Genomic DNA, 23950 nt, shown 5'->3' on the forward strand with positions numbered 1-23950 from the left:
CTATATGACGCTTATCATTGCTGAGGCCGGGGTTAACCACAACGGCGACGAAAAACTGGCTTTTAAACTTGTCGATGCTGCTCATAAAGCAGGTGCTAATATCGTCAAGTTTCAAACGTTTAAGGCGAAGAACCTGGTCACAGCAGAAGCGGCGCAGGCAGACTATCAGGTCACGAATACTAAAAAGCAAGAATCACAGTTGGAGATGCTAAGTCGCCTTGAGCTTTCATGGGAAGCCCACCATAATCTGGCTCGTTACTGTAATAATCTTGGCATCGAATTCCTTTCTACCGCCTTTGATTCAGAAAGTCTGAAGTTTTTGGTGAACGAACTTGGGATTAAAAGGTTGAAACTACCATCAGGGGAATTGACGAATGCACCTTTGGTGCTGGAGCATGCACGTACTGGTTGTGACATTATTGTCTCAACCGGAATGGCGACGCTGGCTGAGATCGAGAGTGCGTTGGGCGTTATTGCTTTCGGTTATACCGCCTCTAAAGATGTGGAACCGTGTTTTGAAGCTTTTCAGCGAGCGTACTCATCTGAGGCAGGTCAAAGAGCGCTTAAAGAAAAGGTTATCATTCTTCATTGCACTACCGAATATCCGGCACCAATGGAAGAGATTAATCTGCGTGCTATGGATACTTTACATCAGGCGTTTGGGTTATCTGCGGGGTATTCCGACCACAGTGACGGGATAATGATTCCTGTGGCTGCCGTTGCGCGCGGTGCGATTGTTATCGAAAAACACTTTACGCTTGATAAAAATATGGAAGGACCTGATCATAAAGCATCGCTGGACCCTGTTGAGCTAGAGGCAATGATTGCTGCTATCCGTCAGGTTGAAAAAGCGTTGGGTAATAGCATTAAAGCACCTACAGTGTCAGAAATCAAAAATAAAAGCGTCGCGCGAAAAAGTCTGGTGGCTGCGAAGAAAATTACAGCAGGGGAATCGTTTACATTTGATAATCTGGCAATCAAGCGTCCGGGAACGGGGATGTCTCCCTATTTATATTGGGATTTGATAAATAAAGCTTCTGCTAACGATTATTCTCCTGGGGATTTGATTTGTGAATAATAATATTTCGGATAAGCCTCTCGTAATCATTGGCGGAGGCGGCCACGCTAGCGTAATTGTTGATATGCTTAAACAGCAAAAGCGAGATATTGTCGCTATCATCAGTCCTGATGATGTTACCAAAAGGAATGTATACACAGGAATTGATGTCTTGACGAATGACAATGAAATTGTTCGTTTTAAACCTGAAGACGTTAGATTGGTTAATGGAATAGGTGCATTGCCTGGTTCAGAAATTAGATATAAAGTTAATCTTTTTTTTAAAAGAATGGGCTATACTTTCGAAACGATTGTAGCGGACAACGCTTATGTATCATCTTTTTCTTTCCTGGAGGAGGGGGTGCAAATATTTCCGGGTGCTATTGTCCAGACCGGTTCGCATATAGGTGCTCATACGATCATCAATACCAGAGCTACTATTGAGCATGACGTACTGCTCGGAGCCTATAACTCTATCTCTCCGGGAGTTATAATCTGCGGACAGTGCAAGACTGAAGAACATGTTTTTATTGGTGCAGGTGCGACAGTTATTCAGAATATTGAAATTGGATCGAGAGCTACAATAATGGCGAATACATTAGTAACCGAAAATGTACAACCACAACAGAAAATTTATGCGCCACGTGCCTTGGTCAGATAAAACTGTAGAAGGTCTAAAATGACTCAGCAATGGAAAAATGTATTAATCTCTCCCGAAAGTTCAATTCTTGGCGCGCTTGAAGTTATTAATAAAGAAGCCTTGCGCATAGCGTTGGTTGTGAATGAAAAAAATGTGTTATTAGGTGTCATTACCGACGGTGATATTCGAAGGGGATTACTAAAAAACTTACCTCTTTCAACTGCTGTTCGCTTTGTAATGAATGAAAGTCCAATAACTGCAACGCCAGATGCATCAAAAAAAGAGCTAACAGAGATAATGTCAGCAAATGGAATATTATCTATTCCTATCGTTGAAAATGGTGTCATCATAGGTCTCGAGACTATTGCAACTGTGTCAACTGCTGAAAAATATGATAATCCAGTTTTTATCATGGCGGGTGGATTTGGTACACGGTTAAAACCACTCACTGATAATTGCCCGAAACCAATGTTGAAAGTCGGAGACAAACCTATTCTTGAAACAGTGCTGAAAAGCTTTGTCAGGGCTGGGTTCAGTAATTTCTATATATCAACTCATTTTTTACCTGAAGTTATTCAAAATTATTTTGGTGATGGGAAGGCGTTTAACGCTAAGATAAGGTATATCCATGAAGATATTCCGTTAGGAACCGGTGGCGCTTTAGGATTGCTACCTGATGATTTATCAGAATCTCTACCTCTGATAATGATTAATGGTGATGTCCTTACCAATATTGATTTCCGGCGTCTGCTTGCCTTTCATAATAGTAATAATGCTGACGCCACGATTTGCGTGCGAGAATATGACTACCAAATCCCTTATGGAGTTATTACAGGGGAGGGAAATAAAATCGTCAGTATGGTGGAGAAACCAGTCCATCATTTCTTCGTGAACGCAGGTATTTATGTCGTTTCCCCTTCAATCTTCAAGTCAGTACCTAAAAATCATCGAATTGATATGCCAACCTTGCTGGAAGGGGTTATGAATAATAACAAGGATGTGTTGATGTTCCCGATTCATGAGTATTGGTTAGATATTGGTCGCATGGATGATTTCAAGCGAGCACAAGCAGATATCCATTCTCTGGGATTTGAATAAATGAAAAAAGTAGCTGTCATTGGCTTGGGAAACATTGCTTCACGGCATCGGCGGAATATAAGGATTTTATTTCCTAATGTTTCTATTTACGCGATGTCATCAAGTGAGCGCACTGTTACTGATTTAACCAGTGATTGTGATGGATATCTTGCGAATATTAGCGCTGTAATTAATGAACAGGTTGATATGGTAGTTGTTGCTTCTCCTTCAACTTGCCATTTAAAACATAGTGCAGAATTGATCAGGGCAGGGATACCTGTTTTAATAGAAAAACCCGTAGCAGCAACTTCAGAAGATGCGGCGAAGCTTATGGAGATTGCCGTACAATATAAGACACCAGTGGCTGTGGGGTATTGCCTACGTTATCTTCCTTCAGCATCAAGAGTAAAAAAAATGCTGGAAGAAGATTTTGTTGGGAAAATTTATAATGTCAATATTGACATCGGTCAATATCTTCCTGACTGGCGTCCATCTAAAGATTATCGTGATAGTGTCTCCGCAAATAAGCATCTTGGAGGGGGGGCATTACTAGAGTTAAGCCATGAAATTGATTATGCTCAATGGTTATTCGGCGATCTTTGTAGGCTACATTCTATAATCCGGTCATCAGATGAACTGGAAATGAACGTTGAGGCCCTTGCCGATGTTACAGCAGCCAGTTCTTCAGGTGCTATTGTAAATATTCATCTGGATTTTTTGCAAAAAAAAGCATGGAGGCAATGTCACATTATTGGTAGCAAGGGGCGATTAGTATGGGATCTGATTCGAAATGAGATTCTTTTCTATAACGGCACAGGTTGTAATGTCATGTACAGCGAACCTGAATGGGATAAAAATGGCATGTACATTGAGATGCTGAAAGATTTTATTAATAAAATATACCAGCAAGACAATCAATGTATTTCTCTGGAAACGTCGGTTAAAGTTGTTACCTTTATTGAAGAGATCAAAAAAGAAGTTAAGTTTGGAGCTTTGCAATGAAAACTAATGCGTTTATCTTTGCCCGTGGCGGTTCAAAAGGATTGCCGGGAAAAAATATTAAGCCTCTGAATAATAAGCCTCTTTTGCAATACTCCATTGATACTGCAAAACAATGTCCTTCAATAAACGCGATCTACGTATCAACAGATGATGATGAGATCGCGCGTGTAGCAGAAGAAAACGGTGCTACGGTGATACGCAGACCCAATGAACTTGCTAGTGATACCAGTTCTGAATGGTTAGCTTGGAGACACGCTATTGAATGGGTAAAAAAACGAGACGGCGAGTTTGATGAGTTTGTCACGCTGCCCGCCACAAGCCCTCTTCGCAGTGTGGAAGATGTCGAGCGGGCAATTGCGAAGCGTGTGAATTCAAATGCTGATATATGTATTTCTGTTACACCCGCAAGCCGCAGCCCATACTTTAATATGGTAAAGTTTGTCGATGACGATTATGTCAGGCTTGTTGAAGAACCGGCAGGAGAAGTACAGAGACGGCAGGATGCTCCACCGGTCTATGATATAACAACTGTTGTGTACGCAACAACGCCACAATTTGTTCTTAATAACTATGGCTTATTTTCGGGGAGAGTCACAAGTATTATCGTTCCAAAAGAGCGGGCGGTTGATATTGATGATATTTATGATTTTTATATGGCAGAGATTTTATTAAGAGAAATGAAAAATGGCTGAAATGTTAAAAGGTAAGAAAATACTTATTGCTGGTGCTGGTGGTTTGCTGGGTTCACAACTGGTTAAAAAAATTATTGAAGAAGGTGGGTATGTTATATCAGGTGATAATAATCCGGATGTTGCTCAAGAAAAATTTGATAGGCTCGGCATTACCGAAAACTATGAGCTGCATCAGCTTGATATCACCAGTGTAGATTCTGTACGCAGCCTTCTTGCTGGTTCATCTGAATTGGATGGCGCTGTCAATGTGACCTATCCGAGAAATAAAACCTATGGTACTCATTTTTTTGATGTGACAATTGACAGTTTTAATGAGAATTTGTCACTTCACCTTGGAAGTTCATTCTTATTCGCACAACAATGTGCATCTTATTTTCAGAGGAATTTAAAGCCTTTCTCATTAGTTAATATATCTTCTATTTATGGAGTTGTAGCACCAAAGTTTGATATATATGACAATACATCAATGACGATGCCCGTTGAATACGCGGCAATTAAATCTGCACTTTTGCATCTTAATAAATACATTGTTGCTTATATTAATGATAGCCGTTTTAAGATTAATGCTGTGAGCCCTGGGGGGATTTTTGATCATCAACCAGAGGCGTTCCTACAGGCATATAAAAAGGAAACCAATGGCGCAGGAATGCTCGATGTCAAAGAAATACTTGGCAGCATTGTTTTCTTACTTTCTGATGAGTCAAAATATGTAACGGGGCAGAATATTATTGTCGATGATGGATTTACTCTATGATTTTTTTTGTAAAAAATAAAATTTTGGTACGCATTCAATCGGTTAGGTTATGATATGTAGCGTATATTTTTTTTATTATACTCTACTCATTTGCGATATATGACCTGTAAGAGAAAACTCCAAGAATCAGTAGTGGCTCTCTACTTTTAGATTATTTGTGTATGCTATTGAGACGCCGAAAGTTTCTGTCGGCACTAATGTCTTAGTGAGATCTGATACAATGCTCTTTACATATCCATTTGAAGTCGAGGACATTCATATTGAAATTGCATACGATGTGCTTATTGGAGCTGGCGTCAATATCTATGTTCCTAATCACTATTTTAGCGATACGAGTAAATCAATGTTTTTGTAAAGATATTCTAAAATTTAACTAATTATATTAGAGCGTGGATGTCGGGTTGGTGCTAATGTGACAATTTTCCCTAGAGTTACAATCGATGAAACTCTGTTGTCGATGCAAACAGTCTTGTGACAAAAGTGTGCTTTCTTTTTACGCTGCTGTTGGGAAATCGGCCAAAGTGATTAGAATAGTAGATGAATCGTATGCAAACTATAAATAAAATATTTTTTGCTTTATTTACTCAATAACAGTTTGGTTACCATTATGAGCTTGTTTAAACGTTCAGGGATTTATTTATCATCCAATATTTTAAATGCCCTCATACCGTTTCTCTTATTGCCAGTGCTGACCCGGAACTTGAGCCCCAGTGAGTATGGGCAAATAGCTATGTTTCAGACTCTTATAACAGGCTTTGCTGCACTTGTTGGGGTGAATACTATTGGCGCAGCTAACAGGAAGTTTTATGACGGAGAGCATGATTCTCTTCCTGTATATAATGGCGCATGTTTACATATATTATTTATATCAGTTCTAGTTTTATGTGCGATCTTTTATTTTCTTGGTGATAAAATTTGTTTATGGCTAAGTATACCTATCCAATGGATATACTTAGCGTTAGTTATTTCGTTTGCAAATTTCATCATCCAACTTCGACTTGGACAGTGGCAAATTCGAGAGCAAGCATTAAAATTTGGCACTATGCAAGTTAGTCAAAGCCTTCTAAATTTTGTTTTTTCAGTTATCCTCGTTGTTATGCTTAATTATGGGGCGCAAGGTCGGGTTGATGCAATTCTCGCAACTACTGCATTATATGCACTCTTAAGTGTTTTATTGTTATATAAGAATAATTTAATCAAGTTAACTGTGGTTCGGAAGGATTATATATCTGATGCATTATCATTTGGTCTTCCTTTAGTTCCACATGTAGTAGGTATGTTTTTCTTGAGTTCGCTTGACCGTTTTTTTATAAACAAAGAACTTGGTATCTCTGAAGCCGGCATTTACATGTTCGCTGTGCAACTGAGTCTTGGCGTTGCAGTAGTCTTTGATGCGATAAACAAGGCGATGATTACTTGGTTATTCAAGAGTCTGGCTAATAATCGGATTGAGCAATTAAAACGAGTTGTCAGGTTTACATATCTTTTTTTCATAATTGTATTTTTGCTGGGGTGTCTGTCTTTTATTATTGGCCCTTTGGTTGTACGAATTATTGGTGGTGATAATTTTGAAAAAGCGACTGAAGTTATCGGATGGTTATGTCTTGGTCAATGTTTTGGTGGGATGTATCTTATGGTCACTAACTACCTCTTTTACGCGAAACGTACTGGACGTTTAGCTATTGTTACTATTAGTACGGGGATGTTCAATATAGTATTACTTCTCATTCTTATTCATGTTAATGGTATTGTAGGTGTCGCTATGTCGTTTGCTACATCAATGTGCATTCGATTCTTTGCAACATGGTGGTTAACATCAAGATTGCATTTAGTATCCTGGAAAGTTTCTGGATAAATATGGTTGGATTATTTTTTGCCGATAACTAAAAAAGTCTCAGCATATTTGTGTTGTAAATATGAAACTAACATGCAGTTCACATATTAATTTGGATGTTAATATATAATTACTTAATCTGTATGCGTGAGTCACTGTACTTTTCAGTAATAATGAAGAATGCTCAGGTGAGCGTAAACATGTAAACACGTTCAAATATAATAACGACAGGAGATAGGATAGCGCTAAAGAAAGAAGGTCTACAAACGGTTTTCCTGCTATAGATTTATTATTTTGGCTGTCGATTTTTTGCGCCATTATTGAGTGTTATAATAATTTTTATAAAAAAAGATATTCAAACGGTTTTGTCAGTGGGGATATGATTTCATTTATCTTTATAGCTCCTATGTTTGAAGTGATAATCTTGGTTGTTGCATGAGGAGATATGGATTTCTTTTTTTAGAAAAAATAAATTTCGCAATGTTAACTCCCTGTTCAGTCTATAGAGTGGTTAAAAACAGTATGGTATGGATGAAAGAATTGTGAATATAACTTATTATTATTTATGGAATTATAATAAACTTCCTTTCGTCTATTCAATCATGGACAAGAATGAGAAGAATGTTTTGCTTGTTAATATTCAAGACTCATTAGACATGGAAACAAAATTAGTAAATCTTCAGGGGCTCGAGAAAATATACAAGATAGTACTTTTTAAAAATAATACCACTGAGTATATAAAAAATGTGTTGTATAGAGTTTTTATTTTTCCGTTCAAGAAAAAAAATGACCGGATAACGTTTTTTCTAGACGGATTTGTGGGGTATTATCCCCTACAGCTAGCAAATGTTGGTTCGCCTGATGAAATCAATTTTTATGAAGAGGGTGAAAGTATTTACTGTAAAAACGTTCTATTTAAGAAAGGTAAAACAATAGGGCTTAAGCAAATAGTCAATGAGTTAATAAAAAAAACGTTGTTTATTAGGGCTAACTCTATTTTTGATGTAAGAAATTTTTATGTTAGAGATAAGAGCAGGTTGGCCAATTTATTAAGGTTGGAAAATGTCACTCATTTGAACTGTGATATACAAGAAGTCAATGACATTGAATGCATTCGTGCTTTATCTGAAACGGATAAAGAGATCTTAAAGAAAGTTTTTTTTAGTGATGTTCAATTTGACTTTTCACTACAAGATGATGAAAAGGGTAGAGCGATAGTATTAACTCAGCCGACCTATCTTTTTGGTATTCATACAAAGGAAGAGGCAGTCGACTTATTTAATTCTCAAATCCTTAAGTTACAAAAAGAAAAATATAAAGTGTATTTAAAGATTCATCCAAAAGAAAAAGATGATATTTATATTAGGGATAACGTACAAAGGCTCAGTGGACGTTTTCCTTTTGAGTTTTTGGCTTTATATGACATCGTTTTCGATAAAGGTGTTTCTTATAATTCCACAGCTATTAACTCATGCCTAATAAAACAAAAAATCATGCTGAAAGATGAAGTTGCATATTAGTCTTAGCGAGTAATTAATTGGTTTTTTGTTTGATTAAAATAGTTTTATTCAGAGGGGTTTATAGTGATTCCAAAAAAAATTCATTATTGCTGGTTTGGTCGTGGCCAGATGCCAGAATTAGCAATTAGCTGTATTAAATCATGGAAAGAGAAACTTCCCGACTATGAAATAATCGAGTGGAATGAAGATAGTTTTGATGTTAATAGTAATGAATATGTGAAGCAAGCTTATGAATCAAAAAAATTCGCTTTTGTTACTGACTATGTGAGATTGTATGCCCTATATCACCACGGTGGTATTTATATGGATACTGACGTAGAAGTGCTAAAATCGCTAGATAAATTCCTTGTGCATGATGCCTTCACTGGTTGTGAAGACGATATGATGTGTGTGACGGGAACAATGGCTTCGATACAAGGGCATAAATGGATTGAAAATTTGCTTTCTGGGTATGATAGCAGAAAATTCATTCTTTCTAATGGGAGCTATGATAAGACACCTAATACGGGTGTTATCACTGAACTCACAATTAATCAGTATGGTTGGAAACCAAGAAATGAACTTCAGTTCCTTAATGAAGGACTTGTTATTTATCCATTTGATGTTTTTTGTGCGAAGCAATGGCGAACCGGTCGGGTGATTATAACTAATGATACACACACTGTTCACCATTTTTCAGCTTCCTGGCATTCAAAGTCGGATAAACTTAAACATCGGTTTAGTAAATTTATTGGCCCTCAGGCTAGTGCATATATTAAAAAGATTCTGAATAAATTTAAGGGATAAATAGTGAAAAAGGTCATGGTAGTCTTTGGTACGAGACCAGAGGCGATTAAAATGTGTCCCTTGGTAAAAGAATTGCAATCGAGACCAAAAATAAATACTGTTGTTTGCGTTACAGGGCAGCATAGGCAAATGCTTGATCAAGTCTTAAGTGCATTCAATGTGGTTCCTGATTATGATCTTTCTATAATGAAGGAGAAACAAACTCTCTTTGATGTAACCATCAATATTCTTGAAAAGATGAAAGAGATTTTAACGCTTGTTAAGCCCGATATTGTCCTTGTACATGGTGATACCACAACAACCTTTGCGACTGCTTTAGCATGCTTTTATCTTCAGATTACAGTAGGGCATGTTGAAGCAGGGCTTCGCACCTACAATATTGATTCTCCTTTTCCTGAGGAGTTTAATCGTCAAGCAGTTGGTGTTGTATGTAAATATCACTTTGCACCAACAGAATCATCAAGAGAAAATCTTTTAAGAGAAGGTAAAGCGTCGGATTCAATTCATGTTACTGGAAACACAGCAATTGATGCGTTGAAGACTACAGTTAAAAGTAACTACACACATGAGCATTTAAGTTGGGCTTCAGATAGTAGACTAATAATGGTGACGGCACATCGGAGAGAGAATCTAGGTGAGCCCATGAGAAACATGTTCAGGGCCATAAAACAGATTCTTGATGAAACTCCTGATATCAAAGCTATCTATCCTATTCATATGAATCCGGCAGTAAGAGATGCTGCACGGCAAATACTGGGTGAATCTGATAGGATTCGCTTAATAGAACCACTTGAAGTCTTTGATTTTCACAATTTTCTGTCTCGCTCCTACATTATTTTAACCGATAGTGGTGGTATTCAGGAAGAAGCTCCTAGCCTTGGTAAGCCTGTATTGGTAATGCGTAATACAACAGAGCGTCCAGAAGGTATAGCGGCTGGTACCTTAAGGCTAGTGGGTACAAGTGAAGATGTCATTTATAGTGCTTTTAGACAGCTTCTGGATGACCGCTCTGTATATGAAAAAATGAGTAGAGCCAGTAATCCCTATGGTGATGGTATGGCAAGTAAAAGAATTGTAGATATTTTAGAGCAAAGTCTGTAACTCTTTTTATAATATGTAGACGATATTTTTCATGTCATTTTTAATTTTCAAATTAATGCCTTTGTCATGGTCAATCGGAAATGAAATTTACAGTTCTAATGTCCTTATACTATAAAGAACAACCTGAGCATCTTTATCAGTGTTTACAAAGTATAAAAAACAATACTGCAAGTGCGGATCAGGTCGTGATTGTTTATGACGGACCAGTTGGTGAAGATTTAAATAATGTAGTTGGTATGTTTTTGTGCCAATTACCTATTGATATAATTGAAATTCCTGTGAATGTAGGACTTGGTGAAGCGCTCAATCACGGTCTGAAATTTTGTAAAAATGATATTGTCATGCGTATGGATACGGATGATGTATGTTTGCCTGATAGATTTTTTCACCAAATCAAGTTTATGGAACAACATCCTAATGTTGTTTTGCTCGGTGGCGCAATCAATGAATTTGATGAAAGTATGTTAATTTCATATGGGGTAAGATTTTCGGTTTCAGAGCACAAGGATATTGAAATATATGCTAAAAAGCGAAATCCCTTCAATCATATGACTATCGCTTTAAGAAAAAATATCATTGATAAGATTGGTGGCTACCAACATCATTTCTTGATGGAGGATTATAATCTATGGCTTCGGGTTATTTCTGCTGGTTATGAGACTTTTAATCTGAATAAAGTATTAGTTAATGTTAGGGCTGGTGATAAAATGATTAAACGACGAAAAGGATATGATTACATTGAAAGCGAAGTGAAGCTTGCTAAATTAAAATACAAATTAAAGTTGGATAATTTACTTGGTGTTTTAAGTTGTGCAATTCTCCGAATTATACCTAGATTATTACCAACATTTTTGCTACGTATAGTTTATAAAGGACTGCGTAAGTAAAACTAAGAAATATAATAATTACCTATGTGTGCTTACAGTGGCTGTGCTACTGGTTAAAATTTTATGCATGGATTATTATCTACGCCACATTCAAGCCGCGTATCGTTCGCGGTGACCATCCCCTGACAGGAGTATGTAATGTCCAAGCAACAGATCGGCGTAGTCGGTATGGCAGTGATGGGGCGCAACCTGGCGCTCAACATCGAAAGCCGTGGTTATACCGTCTCCATCTTCAACCGCTCCCGTGAAAAAACCGAAGAAGTGATCGCTGAGAACCCGGGCAAGAAGCTGGTTCCTCACTATACGGTACAGGAGTTCGTCGAGTCTCTTGAAACCCCACGTCGTATCCTGTTAATGGTGAAGGCGGGCGCGGGCACCGATGCTGCCATCGATTCCCTGAAGCCGTACCTCGATAAAGGCGACATCATCATTGATGGTGGCAACACCTTCTTCCAGGACACTATCCGTCGTAACCGCGAACTGTCTGCTGAAGGCTTCAACTTCATCGGTACCGGCGTGTCCGGTGGTGAAGAGGGCGCGCTGAAAGGTCCGTCTATCATGCCTGGCGGTCAGAAAGAAGCGTACGAACTGGTTGCTCCAATCCTGACCAAAATCGCTGCGGTAGCAGAAGATGGCGAGCCGTGCGTGACCTACATCGGCGCTGACGGTGCGGGCCATTACGTGAAGATGGTTCACAACGGTATCGAGTACGGCGACATGCAGCTGATTGCTGAAGCCTATTCTCTGCTGAAAGGTGGCCTGAACCTGTCTAACGAAGAGCTGGCAACTACCTTCACCGAGTGGAATGAAGGCGAGCTGAGCAGCTATCTGATCGACATCACCAAAGACATCTTCACCAAAAAAGATGAAGACGGTAAATACCTGGTTGACGTAATCCTGGACGAAGCGGCGAACAAAGGTACCGGTAAATGGACCAGCCAGAGCTCTCTGGACCTGGGCGAACCGCTGTCGCTGATCACCGAGTCCGTATTCGCGCGCTACATCTCCTCGCTGAAAGACCAGCGCGTTGCGGCATCTAAAGTGCTGTCCGGCCCGCAGGCTAAACTGGCTGGCGATAAGGCGGAGTTCGTTGAGAAAGTGCGTCGTGCGCTGTACCTGGGCAAAATCGTCTCCTATGCGCAGGGCTTCTCTCAGCTGCGTGCCGCGTCTGACGAGTACAACTGGGATCTGAACTACGGCGAAATCGCGAAGATCTTCCGCGCGGGCTGCATCATTCGTGCACAGTTCCTGCAGAAAATCACCGACGCCTACGCAGAGAATGCGGGTATCGCTAACCTGCTGCTGGCCCCGTACTTCAAAAACATTGCTGATGAATATCAGCAGGCGCTGCGTGATGTTGTGGCTTACGCTGTACAGAATGGTATTCCGGTACCGACCTTCTCTGCTGCAGTTGCCTACTACGACAGCTACCGTGCTGCGGTACTGCCAGCGAACCTGATTCAGGCTCAGCGTGATTACTTCGGTGCGCACACTTATAAACGCACGGATAAAGAAGGCGTGTTCCACACCGAATGGCTGGATTAATCTGAATTAGTTCATCCTTAAATGCAGGCCCGGAGCGCATCTCCGGGCTTTTTTATTGTCTGAAAACAGCATTCAGTCAGGTCTGATAGGCGGCGTTGTGGTAAATCGCGATATACTGACCGCACGCCGATCCGATACGACAACGTTGGATCACTCGGTGGTGATGCATTCACCTTCAAATGTTTAACCGGAAGAAGTTACAGAGCGAATGAAGATAACTATTTCAGGAACAGGTTACGTCGGCCTGTCGAACGGCATTCTGATCGCCCAGCACCACGAAGTGGTGGCCCTGGATATCATTCAGGCTAAGGTCGACATGCTGAATCAGAAACAATCGCCGATCGTGGATAAAGAGATCGAAGAGTATCTGGCGACCAAACCGCTGAATTTCCGTGCGACAACCGATAAACATGACGCTTACCGCGATGCCGACTACGTGATCATCGCCACTCCGACCGATTACGACCCGAAAACAAACTATTTCAACACCGCCAGCGTCGAGTCCGTTATCCGTGACGTGGTCGAAATCAACCCTAAAGCGGTGATGGTGATCAAATCGACCATTCCGGTTGGCTTTACCAATTCAATTAAAGAAAAACTGGGTATCGACAATATTTTCTTCTCGCCGGAGTTCCTGCGTGAAGGCCGTGCGCTGTACGATAACCTGCATCCGTCCCGTATCGTGATAGGCGAGCGTTCTGAGCGCGCCGAGCGTTTTGCCGCGCTGTTGCAGGAAGGGGCGGTGAAGAAAGATATCCCGACGCTGTTTACCGACTCGACGGAAGCCGAAGCCATCAAGCTGTTTGCCAACACCTACCTGGCGCTGCGCGTGGCCTACTTTAACGAGCTGGACAGCTATGCCGAAAGTCTGGGCCTGAACTCACGACAGATTATTGAAGGGGTATGTCTGGACCCGCGCATTGGCAACCACTACAACAACCCGTCATTCGGCTACGGTGGTTACTGTCTGCCGAAAGACACCAAGCAGCTGCTGGCTAACTACGAGTCGGTGCCGAACAACATCATCGGTGCGATTGTCGACGCTAACCGCACGCGTAAAGACTTTATTGCTGACTCCATCCTTGCACGCAAGCCGAAAGTAGTGGGCGTGTATCGTCTGATCATGAAATCCGGGTCGGATAACTTCCGGGCATCCTCCATTCAGGGGATCATGAAGCGTATCAAGGCCAAGGGTATTCCGGTCATTATTTATGAACCGGTGATGCAGGAAGATGAGTTCTTTAACTCCCGCGTGGTGCGCGATCTGGACGCCTTTAAGCAGGAAGCGGACGTGATTATCTCCAACCGTATGGCGGAAGAGCTGGCGGATGTGGAAGAGAAAGTATATACCCGCGATCTGTTTGGTAATGATTAAACGCTAGTTTTCCGCAGTAACCGGTGGCGCTTTGTCTGCCGGGCTACAACAAAAAGAAGCCCTCATCATGAGGGCTTCTTTTTTTAAACCTGATAAAACTCACGATACCACTCGACGAAGTTTTTAACGCCATCCTTCACCGACGTCTCAGGTCGGAAACCGACAAGGTCGTACAGCGGCTGCGTCTCTGCGCTAGTTTCCAGCACATCGCCTGCCTGCATCGGCATCATATTCTTCTTCGCCTCAATACCCAGTGCTTCTTCGAGCGCGGTGATGTAATCCATCAGCTCCACCGGTGAGCTATTGCCGATGTTATAGACGCGATACGGCGCCGAGCTTGTTGCCGGGGAACCGTTTTCGACCGTCCATTCGCTGTTTGCCTCTGGAATGACATCCTGTAGACGAATAATCGCCTCGACAATATCATCAATATAAGTGAAGTCACGCTTCATCTTACCGTAGTTATAAACGTCAATGGTTTTCCCTTCCAGCATGGCTTTGGTGAACTTGAACAGTGCCATATCCGGGCGGCCCCACGGACCATACACGGTAAAGAAGCGCAGCCCGGTGGTCGGCAAGCCGTACAGATGCGAGTAGGTGTGTGACATCAGCTCGTTGGCTTTTTTGGTGGCTGCGTAAAGCGAGACGGGATGGTCAACGCTGTCATCGGTGGAGAACGGCATTTTGCGGTTCAGGCCGTAGACGGAACTGGAAGAGGCGTACAGCAGGTGCTGAACTTTGTTGTGGCGACAACCTTCCAGCACGTTGAGATGGCCCACCAGGTTGGCCTGCGCATAGGCGTGCGGATTTTCCAGCGAATAGCGGACGCCGGGCTGTGCGGCAAGATGAATGACGCGATCGAACTGCGCTTCGGCAAACAGTTCGGCCATAGCGGCGTTATCATCGAGGTTCATCTTCACAAAGCGAAAATCCGATGATTGCAGCATGTTCAAACGCGCCTGCTTCAGGCTGACGTCGTAATAATCGTTCAGGTTATCAAGGCCAATAACCTGATGACCCGCGGCAAGCAGGCGCTGGCTCACGTGAAAACCGATAAAGCCAGCCGCGCCGGTGACCAAATATTTCATAGCATTCCTTAACACTCATTCAGATGCGAACGTCTCATTGCGCGCGATCATACCGTCTGCGCACAGAAAAATATAATCGTTATCTGCCATTTAGGTTATCGGAAAGAAGACTAAAGAGAAAACCCGGCGCGATGGCCGGGTTGGGGAAGGGGATTACTGGTGACGCGCGCGCAGATTTTCAATCACGGTAGTCAAATCCAGCTCCTGATCCTGCAGCAGCACCAGCAGGTGATACATCAAATCCGAAGCCTCATTCTTCAGCTCAAACTTATCGTGTACGGTCGCTGCCAGAGCGGTCTCCACGCCTTCTTCACCGACTTTCTGTGCGATACGTTTGGTGCCGCTGGCATACAGCTTCGCGGTGTACGAGCTTGCCGGGTCGGCGGTTTTACGCTCGGCCAGCAGTTGCTCAAGCTGATACAGGAACAACCACTGATGGCTGGTGTCGCCGAAGCAGCTTGAGGTGCCTTTATGGCAGGTCGGGCCAATCGGGTTAACCAGCACCAGCAGGGTGTCGTTGTCGCAGTCAGACGCAATGCTTACCACGTTGAGGAAGTGGCCGGAGGTTTCGCCCTTGGTCCACAGGCGCTGCTTGGTGCGCGAGAAAAAGGTCACTTTGCCCGTTTCCTGCGTTTTGGCCAGCGCTTCCTGGTTCATATAGCCCAGCATCAGTACTTCGCCGGATACCGCGTGTTGGATAATGGCGGGCATCAGTCCGTCGGTTTTCTGCCAGTCCAGTTGTTCACTTAACATACCCGAATCTCCACGCCCTGTGCTGCCAGGTACGCTTTTAGTTCACCAATATTAATAATCTGTTTGTGGAACACCGAAGCCGCCAGCGCGCCGTCAACATCGGCGTCACGGAAGGCTTCGAGGAAGTGTTCCATAGTGCCTGCGCCGCCGGAAGCGATCAGCGGCACGCGGCAAACCTCGCGGACCTTTTTCAGCTGTGTCAGGTCGTAGCCGTTGCGCACGCCGTCCTGGTTCATCATGTTGAGAACGATTTCGCCCGCGCCGCGTTTTTGCACTTCCTGCACCCAATCCAGCGTCTCCCACTGGGTCACGCGGGTGCGGCTCTCATCGCCGGTGTATTGATTGACATGATATTTGCCGCTGTCAGCGTCATACCAGGTATCAATACCCACCACGATGCACTGCACGCCGAAGCGGTCCGCCAGGCGGGTAATCAGCTCCGGGTCGGCCAGCGCCGGGGAGTTGATGGAAATTTTATCCGCGCCGAAGGAGAGAATGCGCGCCGCATCGTCGATGGACTTAATGCCGCCCGCCACGCAGAACGGAATATCAATCACTTCGGCAACGCGGGAAACCCAGCTTTTGTCAACCACGCGGCCATCGCTGGAAGCCGTGATATCGTAGAACACCAGTTCATCCGCGCCTTCATCGGCGTAGCGTTTGGCCAGCGGGACGATGTCGCCGATGATCTCGTGATTGCGGAACTGTACGCCCTTAACAACCTGACCATCACGCACGTCAAGACAAGGAATTATCCGTTTTGCCAGCATTGGATGGCCTCCGTTACGTTGAATTTACCTTCCAGCAGCGCGCGGCCGACAATCACGCCGCGCACGCCGGTGCCGCGCAGGGCAGCAATATCGTTCAGGTCGCCAATGCCGCCGGAGGACTGGAACGCCACCTGCGGGTAGCGGGCGCAGACCTCTTCATACAATGAAACGTTAGAGCCTGCCAGGGTGCCGTCGCGCGAAATATCGGTGCACAACACGTGCTGAAGGCCAACGGGAAGGTAGATCTCCACCAGTTCTTCCAGAGTCACGCCAGAGTTTTCCTGCCAGCCGCTCACCGCCACCTGTTTGGTGCCGTTATCGTCGATGCGCACGTCCAACGCCAGCACCAGATGTTCCGCACCAAAGCGTTGGAACCAGCTCTTGACGACTTCCGGCGATTTCACCGCCGTTGATCCCACCACCACGCGCGCCACACCCGCGTCCAGCAGCGCCGCCACGTCTTCTTCGGTACGCACGCCGCCGCCAACCTGCACCGGCACGTTCACGCCGGCGACCAGGGTTTTCAGCAGCGGGATCTGGCGCTGGGCCGGATCTTTTGCGCCGGTTAAATCAACCAGGTGCAGTACTTCCGCCCCTTGCGCCGCATAGTCTTGCAGGCGCGGCAGCGGGTCATTGCCGTAATCGCGCTGTTGGCCGTAATCGCCCTGATGGAGGCGCACCACGGTACCATTAATCAAATCTAAAGCTGGAATGATCATTACATCTCCAGGAAGTTTTTCAGCAGCTGTGCGCCCGCCGCGCCGGAGCGTTCGGGGTGGAACTGGACGCCATAAAAATTATCTTTCTGTACTGCGGCGGTAAACGCTTCACCGTAGTGGCATTGCGCGATGGTGTATTCATTGACCGGCATCGCGTAGCTATGGACGAAGTAAAAATAAGCGCCGTCCTCAATGCCGCGGAACAGACGATCTCCGGCTTTCGGATAGACGCGGTTCCAGCCCATGTGCGGCAGTGGCAAACCAAAATCGGTCATTTTCGGCACGTCCTGGTCAATAATCCCCAGCAGGTCGACGCCGTTCGTTTCTTCACTGCGGCGTCCCAGCAGCTGCATGCCAAGGCAAATGCCGAGCACCGGCTGGGTGCAGGCTTTAATCAGCTCGACCAAATCACGCTCGTGAATTTGATCCATCGCCGCCTGCGCGGTACCTACGCCCGGCAGAAACAGTTTGTCAGCGCGCAGCACCACATCCGGGTCACGGCTGACCACCGGCTCGTAGCCGTGACGGGCGATCGCCGCTTTCACCGAATTGAGGTTCGCGCAGCCGGTATCAAGGACAACCACGTTCATCACAGCACTCCTTTCGAGGAAGGAAGGGTGTTGCCGTCTACGCGAATCGCCTGGCGCAGCGTGCGGCCAAAGACTTTAAACAGGCTCTCTACGCGGTGGTGATCGTTTTTGCCTTTGGTTTTCAGGTGCAGCGTGATGCCCATTGCGTAGGAGAGCGAGCGGAAGAAGTGCTCGATCATCTCGGTGCTGAGGTCGCCTACGCGCTGGTAGGTGAACTCGGCTTTATATTCCAGGTGCGGGCGGCCGGAGATATCCAGCGCGCAGCGGGCCAGACATTCGTCCATCGGCAGCACAAAGCCAAAGCGGTTGATGCCGCGTTTGTCGCCGAGCGCCACCTTCAGCGCCTCGCCGAGCGCCAGACCGGTATCTTCCACGGTGTGGTGATCGTCGATATACAGATCGCCCTTCACGGTGATGTTCATGCGGAAACCGCCGTGGGTGGCAATCTGATCCAACATGTGGTCGAAGAAGCCGACGCCGGTGTTAATTTTGCTGCCGCCTTCGCGGTCCAGCCACACTTCTACGTCAATCTGCGTTTCACGGGTATTACGCTCAATGTGCGCGTAGCGGTCGCGGCGGGTGAGCTGTTCGCCAATCATCGCCCAGTTGAGCGTGTCGCGGTTATAGCGTAGGCCGGTAATGCCCATGTTGGCGGCTAGCTCTACGTCGGTAGCGCGGTCGCCAATCACGTAGCTGTTGGCGGTATCCATCACTTCGTTCGCCAGCCATGCGGTGACCAGCTGGGTTTTCGGTTTGCGGCATGCGCAGTTGTCGGCCGGCAGATGCGGGCAGATCAGCACATCGTCAAACACCACGCCCTGAGAGGTGAAAATTTGCATCATCAGGTTGTGTGGGCCATCGAAGTCCGCCTGCGGGAAGCTGTCGGTGCCCAGCCCGTCCTGATTGGTGATCATCACCAGCTTATAGCCGGCCTTCTGCAACTGCAGCAGAACCGGAATAGCGTCAGGTTCGAAGGCCAGTTTGTCAAAACGGTCTACCTGATAGTCGCTGGGTGGCTCAGAAATCAGGGTGCCATCGCGATCGATAAAGAGAAACTTCTGGGTCATACGGTCTCCGCTTTCAAAGCGTCAATCACGCGCTGGCTCTCAGCACGAGTGCCGATAGTGATGCGCAAACAGCCGCTTAAAGAAGGTTGTTTATTCTGGTCACGTAAGATAATGCCTTGATCCCATAAAGATTTAAATACGCTGCTTGAGGCTTTAATACGAGCCAGTACGTAGTTGGTCTCGGAATCAAATACCTGCTCGACGCAGTCGATGGTGCGCAGCGCTTCCACCAGATACTGACGTTCATTCAGGATTTGCGCGACGCGTTCGCGCATGGCGGCGATTCCCTGCGCGCTAAGCGCCTGGGCCGCAATATCGGCAACCGGGGTCGAGAGCGGATAAGGCGCAATCACCTTCATTAATAGCGCGATCACCTCTTCATTCGCCAGCGTAAAGCCGCAGCGCAGCCCAGCCAGTGCAAAGGCTTTGGATAGCGTGCGCAGAATAACCAGATGCGGGTACTCGGCCAGCCAGCCGGCTAGCGTCGCCTGCGGGCAGAACTCAATATAGGCTTCATCGGCCACGACCAGCGCTTTATCGCGGGTCATCTCCAGCAGGGTACGGAAATCCTGTGGGTTGATAATCTGCCCGGTTGGGTTGTTCGGGCTGCATACGTAAACCACTTTCACGTTGCTCAGACTGTCGGCAATGGCCGGCAGATCCAGCTGCCAGTCGGCTTTGGTCGGCACGGTGCGACATTCTACGCCGATGGTTTCGGCGCTGACGCTGTACATGCCGTAGGTCGGTGGGCAGAACAGCACCGCATCGCGGCCCGGTTCGCAAAACGCGCGCACCAGCAGTTCGATGCCTTCATCCGCGCCGCGACTCACCAGTACCTGCTCCGGCTTCACGCCCGCATAGGCGGCATAGTTTTCAATGACCGCTTTCGGCTGGCATTCCGGGTAGCGGTTCAACGTCTGCTGGCTGAGTTCGAACGGCACCGCCGTCGGGTATTCGTTGGCGTTCAGCCAGACGTCGCCTTTACCGCCAAGGCGGCGCGCCGACTGATATGGGGTCAGGGCGCGAACGTTGTCGCGGGCTAACTGTTCAATGCTCATGCTTGCTCCTTCAGGGCGTTCACGCGCAGGGTAACGGCGTTTTTGTGGGCGGTCAGCAGCTCGGCGGCGGCCAGCGTTTCAATGGTGGCGGCAATCGCCGAGAACCCTTCGCGCGATAATTCCTGCACGGTCATTCGTTTCTGGAAATCGGCCAGACCGAGGCTGGAACAGGTTGCCGTGTAGCCGTAGGTTGGCAGCACGTGGTTGGTGCCTGAGGCGTAGTCGCCCGCGGATTCCGGCGACCAGTCGCCGAGGAATACCGAACCGGCGCTGGTGATCTCATCAACCAGTTCACGCGCGTTGCGGGTCTGAATAATCAGGTGCTCCGGGCCGTAGGCGTTGGAGATAGCCACGCACTGCGCCAGATCGTTGGCCACAATCAACCGGCTGGCAGAGAGCGCCTGACGCGCGGTATCGGCGCGGGAAAGCTCGGCAAGCTGGCGTTCAACGGCTTGTGCTACGCCTTCGGCTAGCTTCGCGTCCGGCGTCAGCAGAATCACCTGTGAATCCGGGCCATGTTCGGCCTGAGAGAGCAGGTCGGAGGCGACAAAGTCCGGCGTTGCGCCGCTATCGGCGATGACCAGTACTTCAGATGGGCCCGCTGGCATATCGATGGCCGCGCCGTCGAGACGCTGGCTAACCTGGCGTTTCGCTTCAGTGACGTACGCATTGCCTGGCCCGAAGATTTTATCAACCTTTGGAATGGACTCGGTGCCCAGCGCCAGTGCCGCAATGGCCTGTGCGCCGCCGACGTTAAACACTTCTTTTACGCCGCACAGCTGCGCCGCATACAGAATTTCATCGGCAATCGGCGGCGGCGAGCACAGCACCACTTTTTTACAGCCGGCGATGCGCGCCGGGGTGGCCAACATTAATACGGTGGAGAACAGCGGCGCTGAACCACCCGGAATATAAAGCCCCACGGAGGCGATAGGGCGGGTCACCTGCTGGCAGCGCACGCCCGGTTGAGTTTCGATATCCACCGGCGGCAGAATTTGTGCGGTGTGGAAGGTATCGATATTACGTACCGCCGCCTGCATGGCCTGCTTTAGCTCGTCGCTCAGACGGCCTGCGGCCTGCTGAATTTCTTCTTCAGTGACGCGCAGCGCGTCAACTTCAGTTTTATCAAACTTCGCGCTGTATTCGCGCAGCGCGGTATCGCCGTTGTTTTTGACGTTTTCCAGAATGTCGGCCACCGTGCGGGTGATGCTGTCGGAAGCGGAAATCGCCGGGCGCATTAACAGCGCCTGCTGTTGTTCGGGGCTACAGCTGTTCCAGTCAATCAGGGTATTGAAGCTCATGGCGCTTACTCCATCATCTTCTCAATCGGCAGTACCAGAATCGAACTGGCACCCAGGGACTTCAGTTTTTCCATGGTTTCCCAGAACAGGGTTTCGCTGCTGACCATGTGCATCGCCACACGCTGCTGATCGCCAGCTAACGGCAGAATGGTTGGGCGCTCGGCACCTGGCAGCAGGGCGATCACTTCTTCCAGACGTTCGGTCGGCGCGTGCATCATGATGTATTTTGATTCACGAGCCTGAATCACGCCCTGAATACGGGTTAACAGGCGGTCGATCAGCTGCTGTTTCGCTTCGCTCATTTCGCCGTCGCGCTGAATCAGGCAGGCTTTGGAGCGGAACATCACTTCCACTTCACGCAGGCCGTTGGCTTCCAGGGTCGCGCCGGTAGAGACCAGGTCGCAAATGGCGTCGGCAAGGCCAGCGCGCGGGGCGACTTCAACGGAGCCGTTCAGCAGGCAGGATTTAAAGCTGATGCCTTTCTGGTCGAGATAACGTTTGAGCAGGTGCGGGTAAGAGGTGGCAATACGTTTGCCGTCAAGCGCAGCCGGGCCGTTCCAGGCTTCATCCGCCGGGGTCGCCAGCGACAGACGGCAGCCGCCGAAGTCCAGACGACGCAGGGTAAAGTAGCGCGGGTCTTCGCCTTGTGCGCGGCGGCTCAGCAGCTCTTCTTCCAGCACGTTTTCACCGATAATGCCGAGATCGACCACGCCGTCCATAATCAGGCCCGGAATATCGTCATCGCGAACGCGCAGGATATCGATCGGCATATTCTCCGCCATCGCAATCAGGCGCTGGGTGTGGAGATTAATTTTGATACCGCAACGGGCCAGTAATTCGCGTGAATCATCGCTCAGGCGGCCTGATTTCTGAATAGCTATGCGTAAACGGCTGTTATCTAACATTCTGTATTCCTCATTACCCTGCTGAATTTGGTTCAAAAAAAAGCCCCCGGAAGATGATCTTCCGGGGGCTCTCTTGCGTTCATGCACCACTGGAAGATCTGAATGTCTCCCAGCACACATCGCCTGAAAGACTAGTCAGGATGATGGTGATGATGGTGGTGTTTAAATTGAACGCGGCTCATAAATTTCTCGTTGAATGACTATTCACTTGATGTCTTTTAACCTAAACCACTTTTGTCGTTGAGCGCAAGCGCTTTTTTCATTCATTAAATCAATTCATGTTGCCACTATAAATTGTCAGTTTTCTCGCGGTGGCGTAGCCTTATGAGAGGAGTGCAGGTTGAACCAGGAGATAGCGCAATGAAGAAGGTGGCAATTGTCGGTTTGGGGTGGCTGGGTATGCCGCTGGCGCTGTCGTTGATGGCGCGTGGCTGGCAGGTAACGGGCAGTAAAACGACTGATGATGGCGTGGAAGCCGCGCGAATGTGCGGTATTGATAGCTATCCGCTGCGGCTCGACCCGCAACTGGTGTGTGAGGCTGATGACCTGGACGCCTTAATGAATGTTGACGCGCTGGTCATCACGCTCCCCGCGCGCCGCAGCGGCACGGGAGACGATTTCTACCATCAGGCGGTGCAGGAGATTGTTGACTCCGCGCTGGCGCACCATATTCCGCGCATTATCTTTACCAGCTCAACGTCGGTCTACGGTAAAGAAGAAGGGCTGGTGAAAGAGAGCACGCCGCGTGAACCGGTCACCGCGAGTGGCAGAGTATTGAAAGAACTGGAAGACTGGCTTCATCAATTACCGGGGACGTCTGTCGATATTCTGCGTCTGGCCGGGTTGGTGGGTCCGGAACGGCATCCCGGACGTTTCTTCGCCGGTAAATCCGCGCCGGATGGCCAGCAGGGCGTGAACCTCGTCCACCTGGAAGATGTTATCTCCGCTATTACGCTTTTATTACAGGCGCCGAAGGGGGGGCACATTTATAACATTTGTGCGCCGTTGCATCCTGCCCGCGGTATTTTCTACCCGCAAATGGCGCGTGAACTGGGGCTGGCGGTTCCGGTCTTTAGCGATAGCGGTAACGGTAAAGGCAAAATCGTCGACGGTAATCTCATTTGCCGCGAGCTCGGCTTTGAGTATCAGTATCCTGACCCGTTACGTATGCCGATGGAATAATCGCCTCTGTTTTAGCAAATAGTGCTATAGATGAGATTTATGATTCGGCAGTTGCTGAATTATCAGACATTTAGACGAGCTAATCTGTTGAACATGCTCTCAGCGGCTTGTATTTTTGCTACAGTTTGGGGCAAAATATGTCGAATGTAAAAAATTGAGATTAACCGACGTGCTTGCCGCGTCGGTTATTTTTTTTACATCAAAACAACCATCAAATTAAAGAGGCCGGGCTTCGTACCGGATAGAT

The 23950-nt window shown here is 46.9% G+C and carries 24 protein-coding genes and 1 other annotated feature; of the genes, 14 read left to right on the top strand and 10 right to left on the bottom strand.

Annotation, left to right across the window (positions count from 1 at the left end; genetic code table 11):
* Nucleotides 1-4: 4 nt before the first annotated feature.
* From neuB to ugd, 13 genes are all read left to right on the top strand, one after another.
* Nucleotides 5-1078: an N-acetylneuraminate synthase gene (gene neuB, locus ABTW00_RS08540; protein ID WP_433640177.1), complete on the top strand. Its 1074-nt coding sequence runs from the start codon at nt 5-7 to the stop codon at nt 1076-1078.
* Nucleotides 1071-1718, top strand: coding sequence for an acetyltransferase (locus tag ABTW00_RS08545; protein ID WP_433640179.1), 648 nt, complete (start codon nt 1071-1073; stop codon nt 1716-1718). Before neuB ends, ABTW00_RS08545 begins: the two co-directional genes overlap by 8 nt.
* A gap of 18 nt (nt 1719-1736) precedes the next feature.
* A complete protein-coding gene (locus ABTW00_RS08550) occupies nt 1737-2795 on the top strand; it encodes a nucleotidyltransferase family protein (RefSeq protein WP_433640181.1) in 1059 nt (352 codons plus the stop codon).
* Nucleotides 2796-3776, top strand: a complete 981-nt coding sequence (locus ABTW00_RS08555; protein WP_433640183.1) for a Gfo/Idh/MocA family protein — start codon at nt 2796-2798, stop codon at nt 3774-3776.
* The gene (locus ABTW00_RS08560; RefSeq protein WP_433640185.1) at nt 3773-4468 is read left to right on the top strand and encodes a cytidylyltransferase domain-containing protein; all 696 of its coding nucleotides are present in this window, start codon (nt 3773-3775) and stop codon (nt 4466-4468) included. Before ABTW00_RS08555 ends, ABTW00_RS08560 begins: the two co-directional genes overlap by 4 nt.
* The gene (locus tag ABTW00_RS08565) at nt 4461-5222 is read left to right on the top strand and encodes an oxidoreductase (protein ID WP_433640187.1); all 762 of its coding nucleotides are present in this window, start codon (nt 4461-4463) and stop codon (nt 5220-5222) included. The genes ABTW00_RS08560 and ABTW00_RS08565 overlap by 8 nt, the downstream gene beginning before the upstream one ends.
* Nucleotides 5223-5829: 607 nt before the next feature.
* Nucleotides 5830-7077 carry a lipopolysaccharide biosynthesis protein gene (locus tag ABTW00_RS08570; RefSeq protein WP_433640189.1) on the top strand — a complete coding sequence of 416 codons (1248 nt, stop codon included), beginning with the start codon at nt 5830-5832 and terminating at the stop codon, nt 7075-7077.
* 635 nt (nt 7078-7712) lie between these two features.
* Complete coding sequence (locus ABTW00_RS08575; RefSeq protein ID WP_433640191.1) at nt 7713-8576, top strand: polysialyltransferase family glycosyltransferase; 864 nt, start codon at nt 7713-7715, stop codon at nt 8574-8576.
* 63 nt (nt 8577-8639) lie between these two features.
* Nucleotides 8640-9362 (top strand): glycosyltransferase family 32 protein, encoded by a 723-nt coding sequence (locus ABTW00_RS08580; protein ID WP_433640193.1) that lies wholly within the window; start codon nt 8640-8642, stop codon nt 9360-9362.
* Between the two features lie 15 nt (nt 9363-9377).
* Nucleotides 9378-10463, top strand: coding sequence for a non-hydrolyzing UDP-N-acetylglucosamine 2-epimerase (wecB, locus tag ABTW00_RS08585; protein ID WP_433640970.1), 1086 nt, complete (start codon nt 9378-9380; stop codon nt 10461-10463).
* Between the two features lie 80 nt (nt 10464-10543).
* Nucleotides 10544-11350 carry a glycosyltransferase gene (locus tag ABTW00_RS08590; protein WP_433640195.1) on the top strand — a complete coding sequence of 269 codons (807 nt, stop codon included), beginning with the start codon at nt 10544-10546 and terminating at the stop codon, nt 11348-11350.
* 138 nt (nt 11351-11488) lie between these two features.
* Nucleotides 11489-12895: an NADP-dependent phosphogluconate dehydrogenase gene (gene gndA / locus ABTW00_RS08595; protein ID WP_064544366.1), complete on the top strand. Its 1407-nt coding sequence runs from the start codon at nt 11489-11491 to the stop codon at nt 12893-12895.
* A 208-nt stretch (nt 12896-13103) separates the two neighbouring features.
* On the top strand, nt 13104-14270 hold the full coding sequence (gene ugd / locus ABTW00_RS08600) for a UDP-glucose 6-dehydrogenase (protein WP_065357680.1): 1167 nt from the start codon (nt 13104-13106) through the stop codon (nt 14268-14270).
* 83 nt (nt 14271-14353) lie between these two features.
* On the opposite strand, the gene ABTW00_RS08605 is transcribed toward ugd, so the two are convergent.
* From ABTW00_RS08605 to hisL, 10 genes are all read right to left on the bottom strand, one after another.
* Nucleotides 14354-15358: an NAD-dependent epimerase gene (locus tag ABTW00_RS08605; RefSeq protein ID WP_433640198.1), complete on the bottom strand. Its 1005-nt coding sequence runs from the start codon at nt 15356-15358 to the stop codon at nt 14354-14356.
* Between the two features lie 153 nt (nt 15359-15511).
* Nucleotides 15512-16111 (bottom strand): bifunctional phosphoribosyl-AMP cyclohydrolase/phosphoribosyl-ATP diphosphatase HisIE, encoded by a 600-nt coding sequence (gene hisIE / locus ABTW00_RS08610; protein ID WP_433640200.1) that lies wholly within the window; start codon nt 16109-16111, stop codon nt 15512-15514.
* On the bottom strand, nt 16105-16881 hold the full coding sequence (gene hisF, locus ABTW00_RS08615; RefSeq protein ID WP_064544376.1) for an imidazole glycerol phosphate synthase subunit HisF: 777 nt from the start codon (nt 16879-16881) through the stop codon (nt 16105-16107). Before hisF ends, hisIE begins: the two co-directional genes overlap by 7 nt.
* Complete coding sequence (hisA, locus tag ABTW00_RS08620) at nt 16863-17600, bottom strand: 1-(5-phosphoribosyl)-5-[(5-phosphoribosylamino)methylideneamino]imidazole-4-carboxamide isomerase (RefSeq protein WP_433640202.1); 738 nt, start codon at nt 17598-17600, stop codon at nt 16863-16865. Before hisA ends, hisF begins: the two co-directional genes overlap by 19 nt.
* The gene (hisH, locus tag ABTW00_RS08625; protein WP_064544380.1) at nt 17600-18190 is read right to left on the bottom strand and encodes an imidazole glycerol phosphate synthase subunit HisH; all 591 of its coding nucleotides are present in this window, start codon (nt 18188-18190) and stop codon (nt 17600-17602) included. Before hisH ends, hisA begins: the two co-directional genes overlap by 1 nt.
* A complete protein-coding gene (gene hisB, locus ABTW00_RS08630) occupies nt 18190-19257 on the bottom strand; it encodes a bifunctional histidinol-phosphatase/imidazoleglycerol-phosphate dehydratase HisB (protein ID WP_064544382.1) in 1068 nt (355 codons plus the stop codon). Before hisB ends, hisH begins: the two co-directional genes overlap by 1 nt.
* Complete coding sequence (gene hisC / locus ABTW00_RS08635) at nt 19254-20315, bottom strand: histidinol-phosphate transaminase (protein WP_433640206.1); 1062 nt, start codon at nt 20313-20315, stop codon at nt 19254-19256. Before hisC ends, hisB begins: the two co-directional genes overlap by 4 nt.
* Nucleotides 20312-21616, bottom strand: coding sequence for a histidinol dehydrogenase (gene hisD, locus ABTW00_RS08640; RefSeq protein ID WP_271447898.1), 1305 nt, complete (start codon nt 21614-21616; stop codon nt 20312-20314). The genes hisC and hisD overlap by 4 nt, the downstream gene beginning before the upstream one ends.
* Before the next feature lie 5 nt (nt 21617-21621).
* A complete protein-coding gene (hisG, locus tag ABTW00_RS08645) occupies nt 21622-22521 on the bottom strand; it encodes an ATP phosphoribosyltransferase (RefSeq protein WP_065357671.1) in 900 nt (299 codons plus the stop codon).
* 34 nt (nt 22522-22555) lie between these two features.
* Nucleotides 22556-22677 (bottom strand) — a sequence feature (His leader region).
* Nucleotides 22653-22703 (bottom strand): his operon leader peptide, encoded by a 51-nt coding sequence (gene hisL, locus ABTW00_RS08650; protein WP_071594744.1) that lies wholly within the window; start codon nt 22701-22703, stop codon nt 22653-22655. (Overlaps the previous feature by 25 nt.)
* Before the next feature lie 178 nt (nt 22704-22881).
* Here hisL and ABTW00_RS08655 point away from each other — a divergent pair, with 178 nt between their 5' ends.
* Nucleotides 22882-23703 carry an SDR family oxidoreductase gene (locus ABTW00_RS08655; RefSeq protein WP_065357670.1) on the top strand — a complete coding sequence of 274 codons (822 nt, stop codon included), beginning with the start codon at nt 22882-22884 and terminating at the stop codon, nt 23701-23703.
* The last annotated feature ends 247 nt before the right edge of the window (nt 23704-23950 follow it).

It is taken from the genome of Kluyvera georgiana, assembly GCF_050990895.1.
Taxonomy (GTDB): Bacteria; Pseudomonadota; Gammaproteobacteria; order Enterobacterales; family Enterobacteriaceae; genus Kluyvera; species Kluyvera georgiana.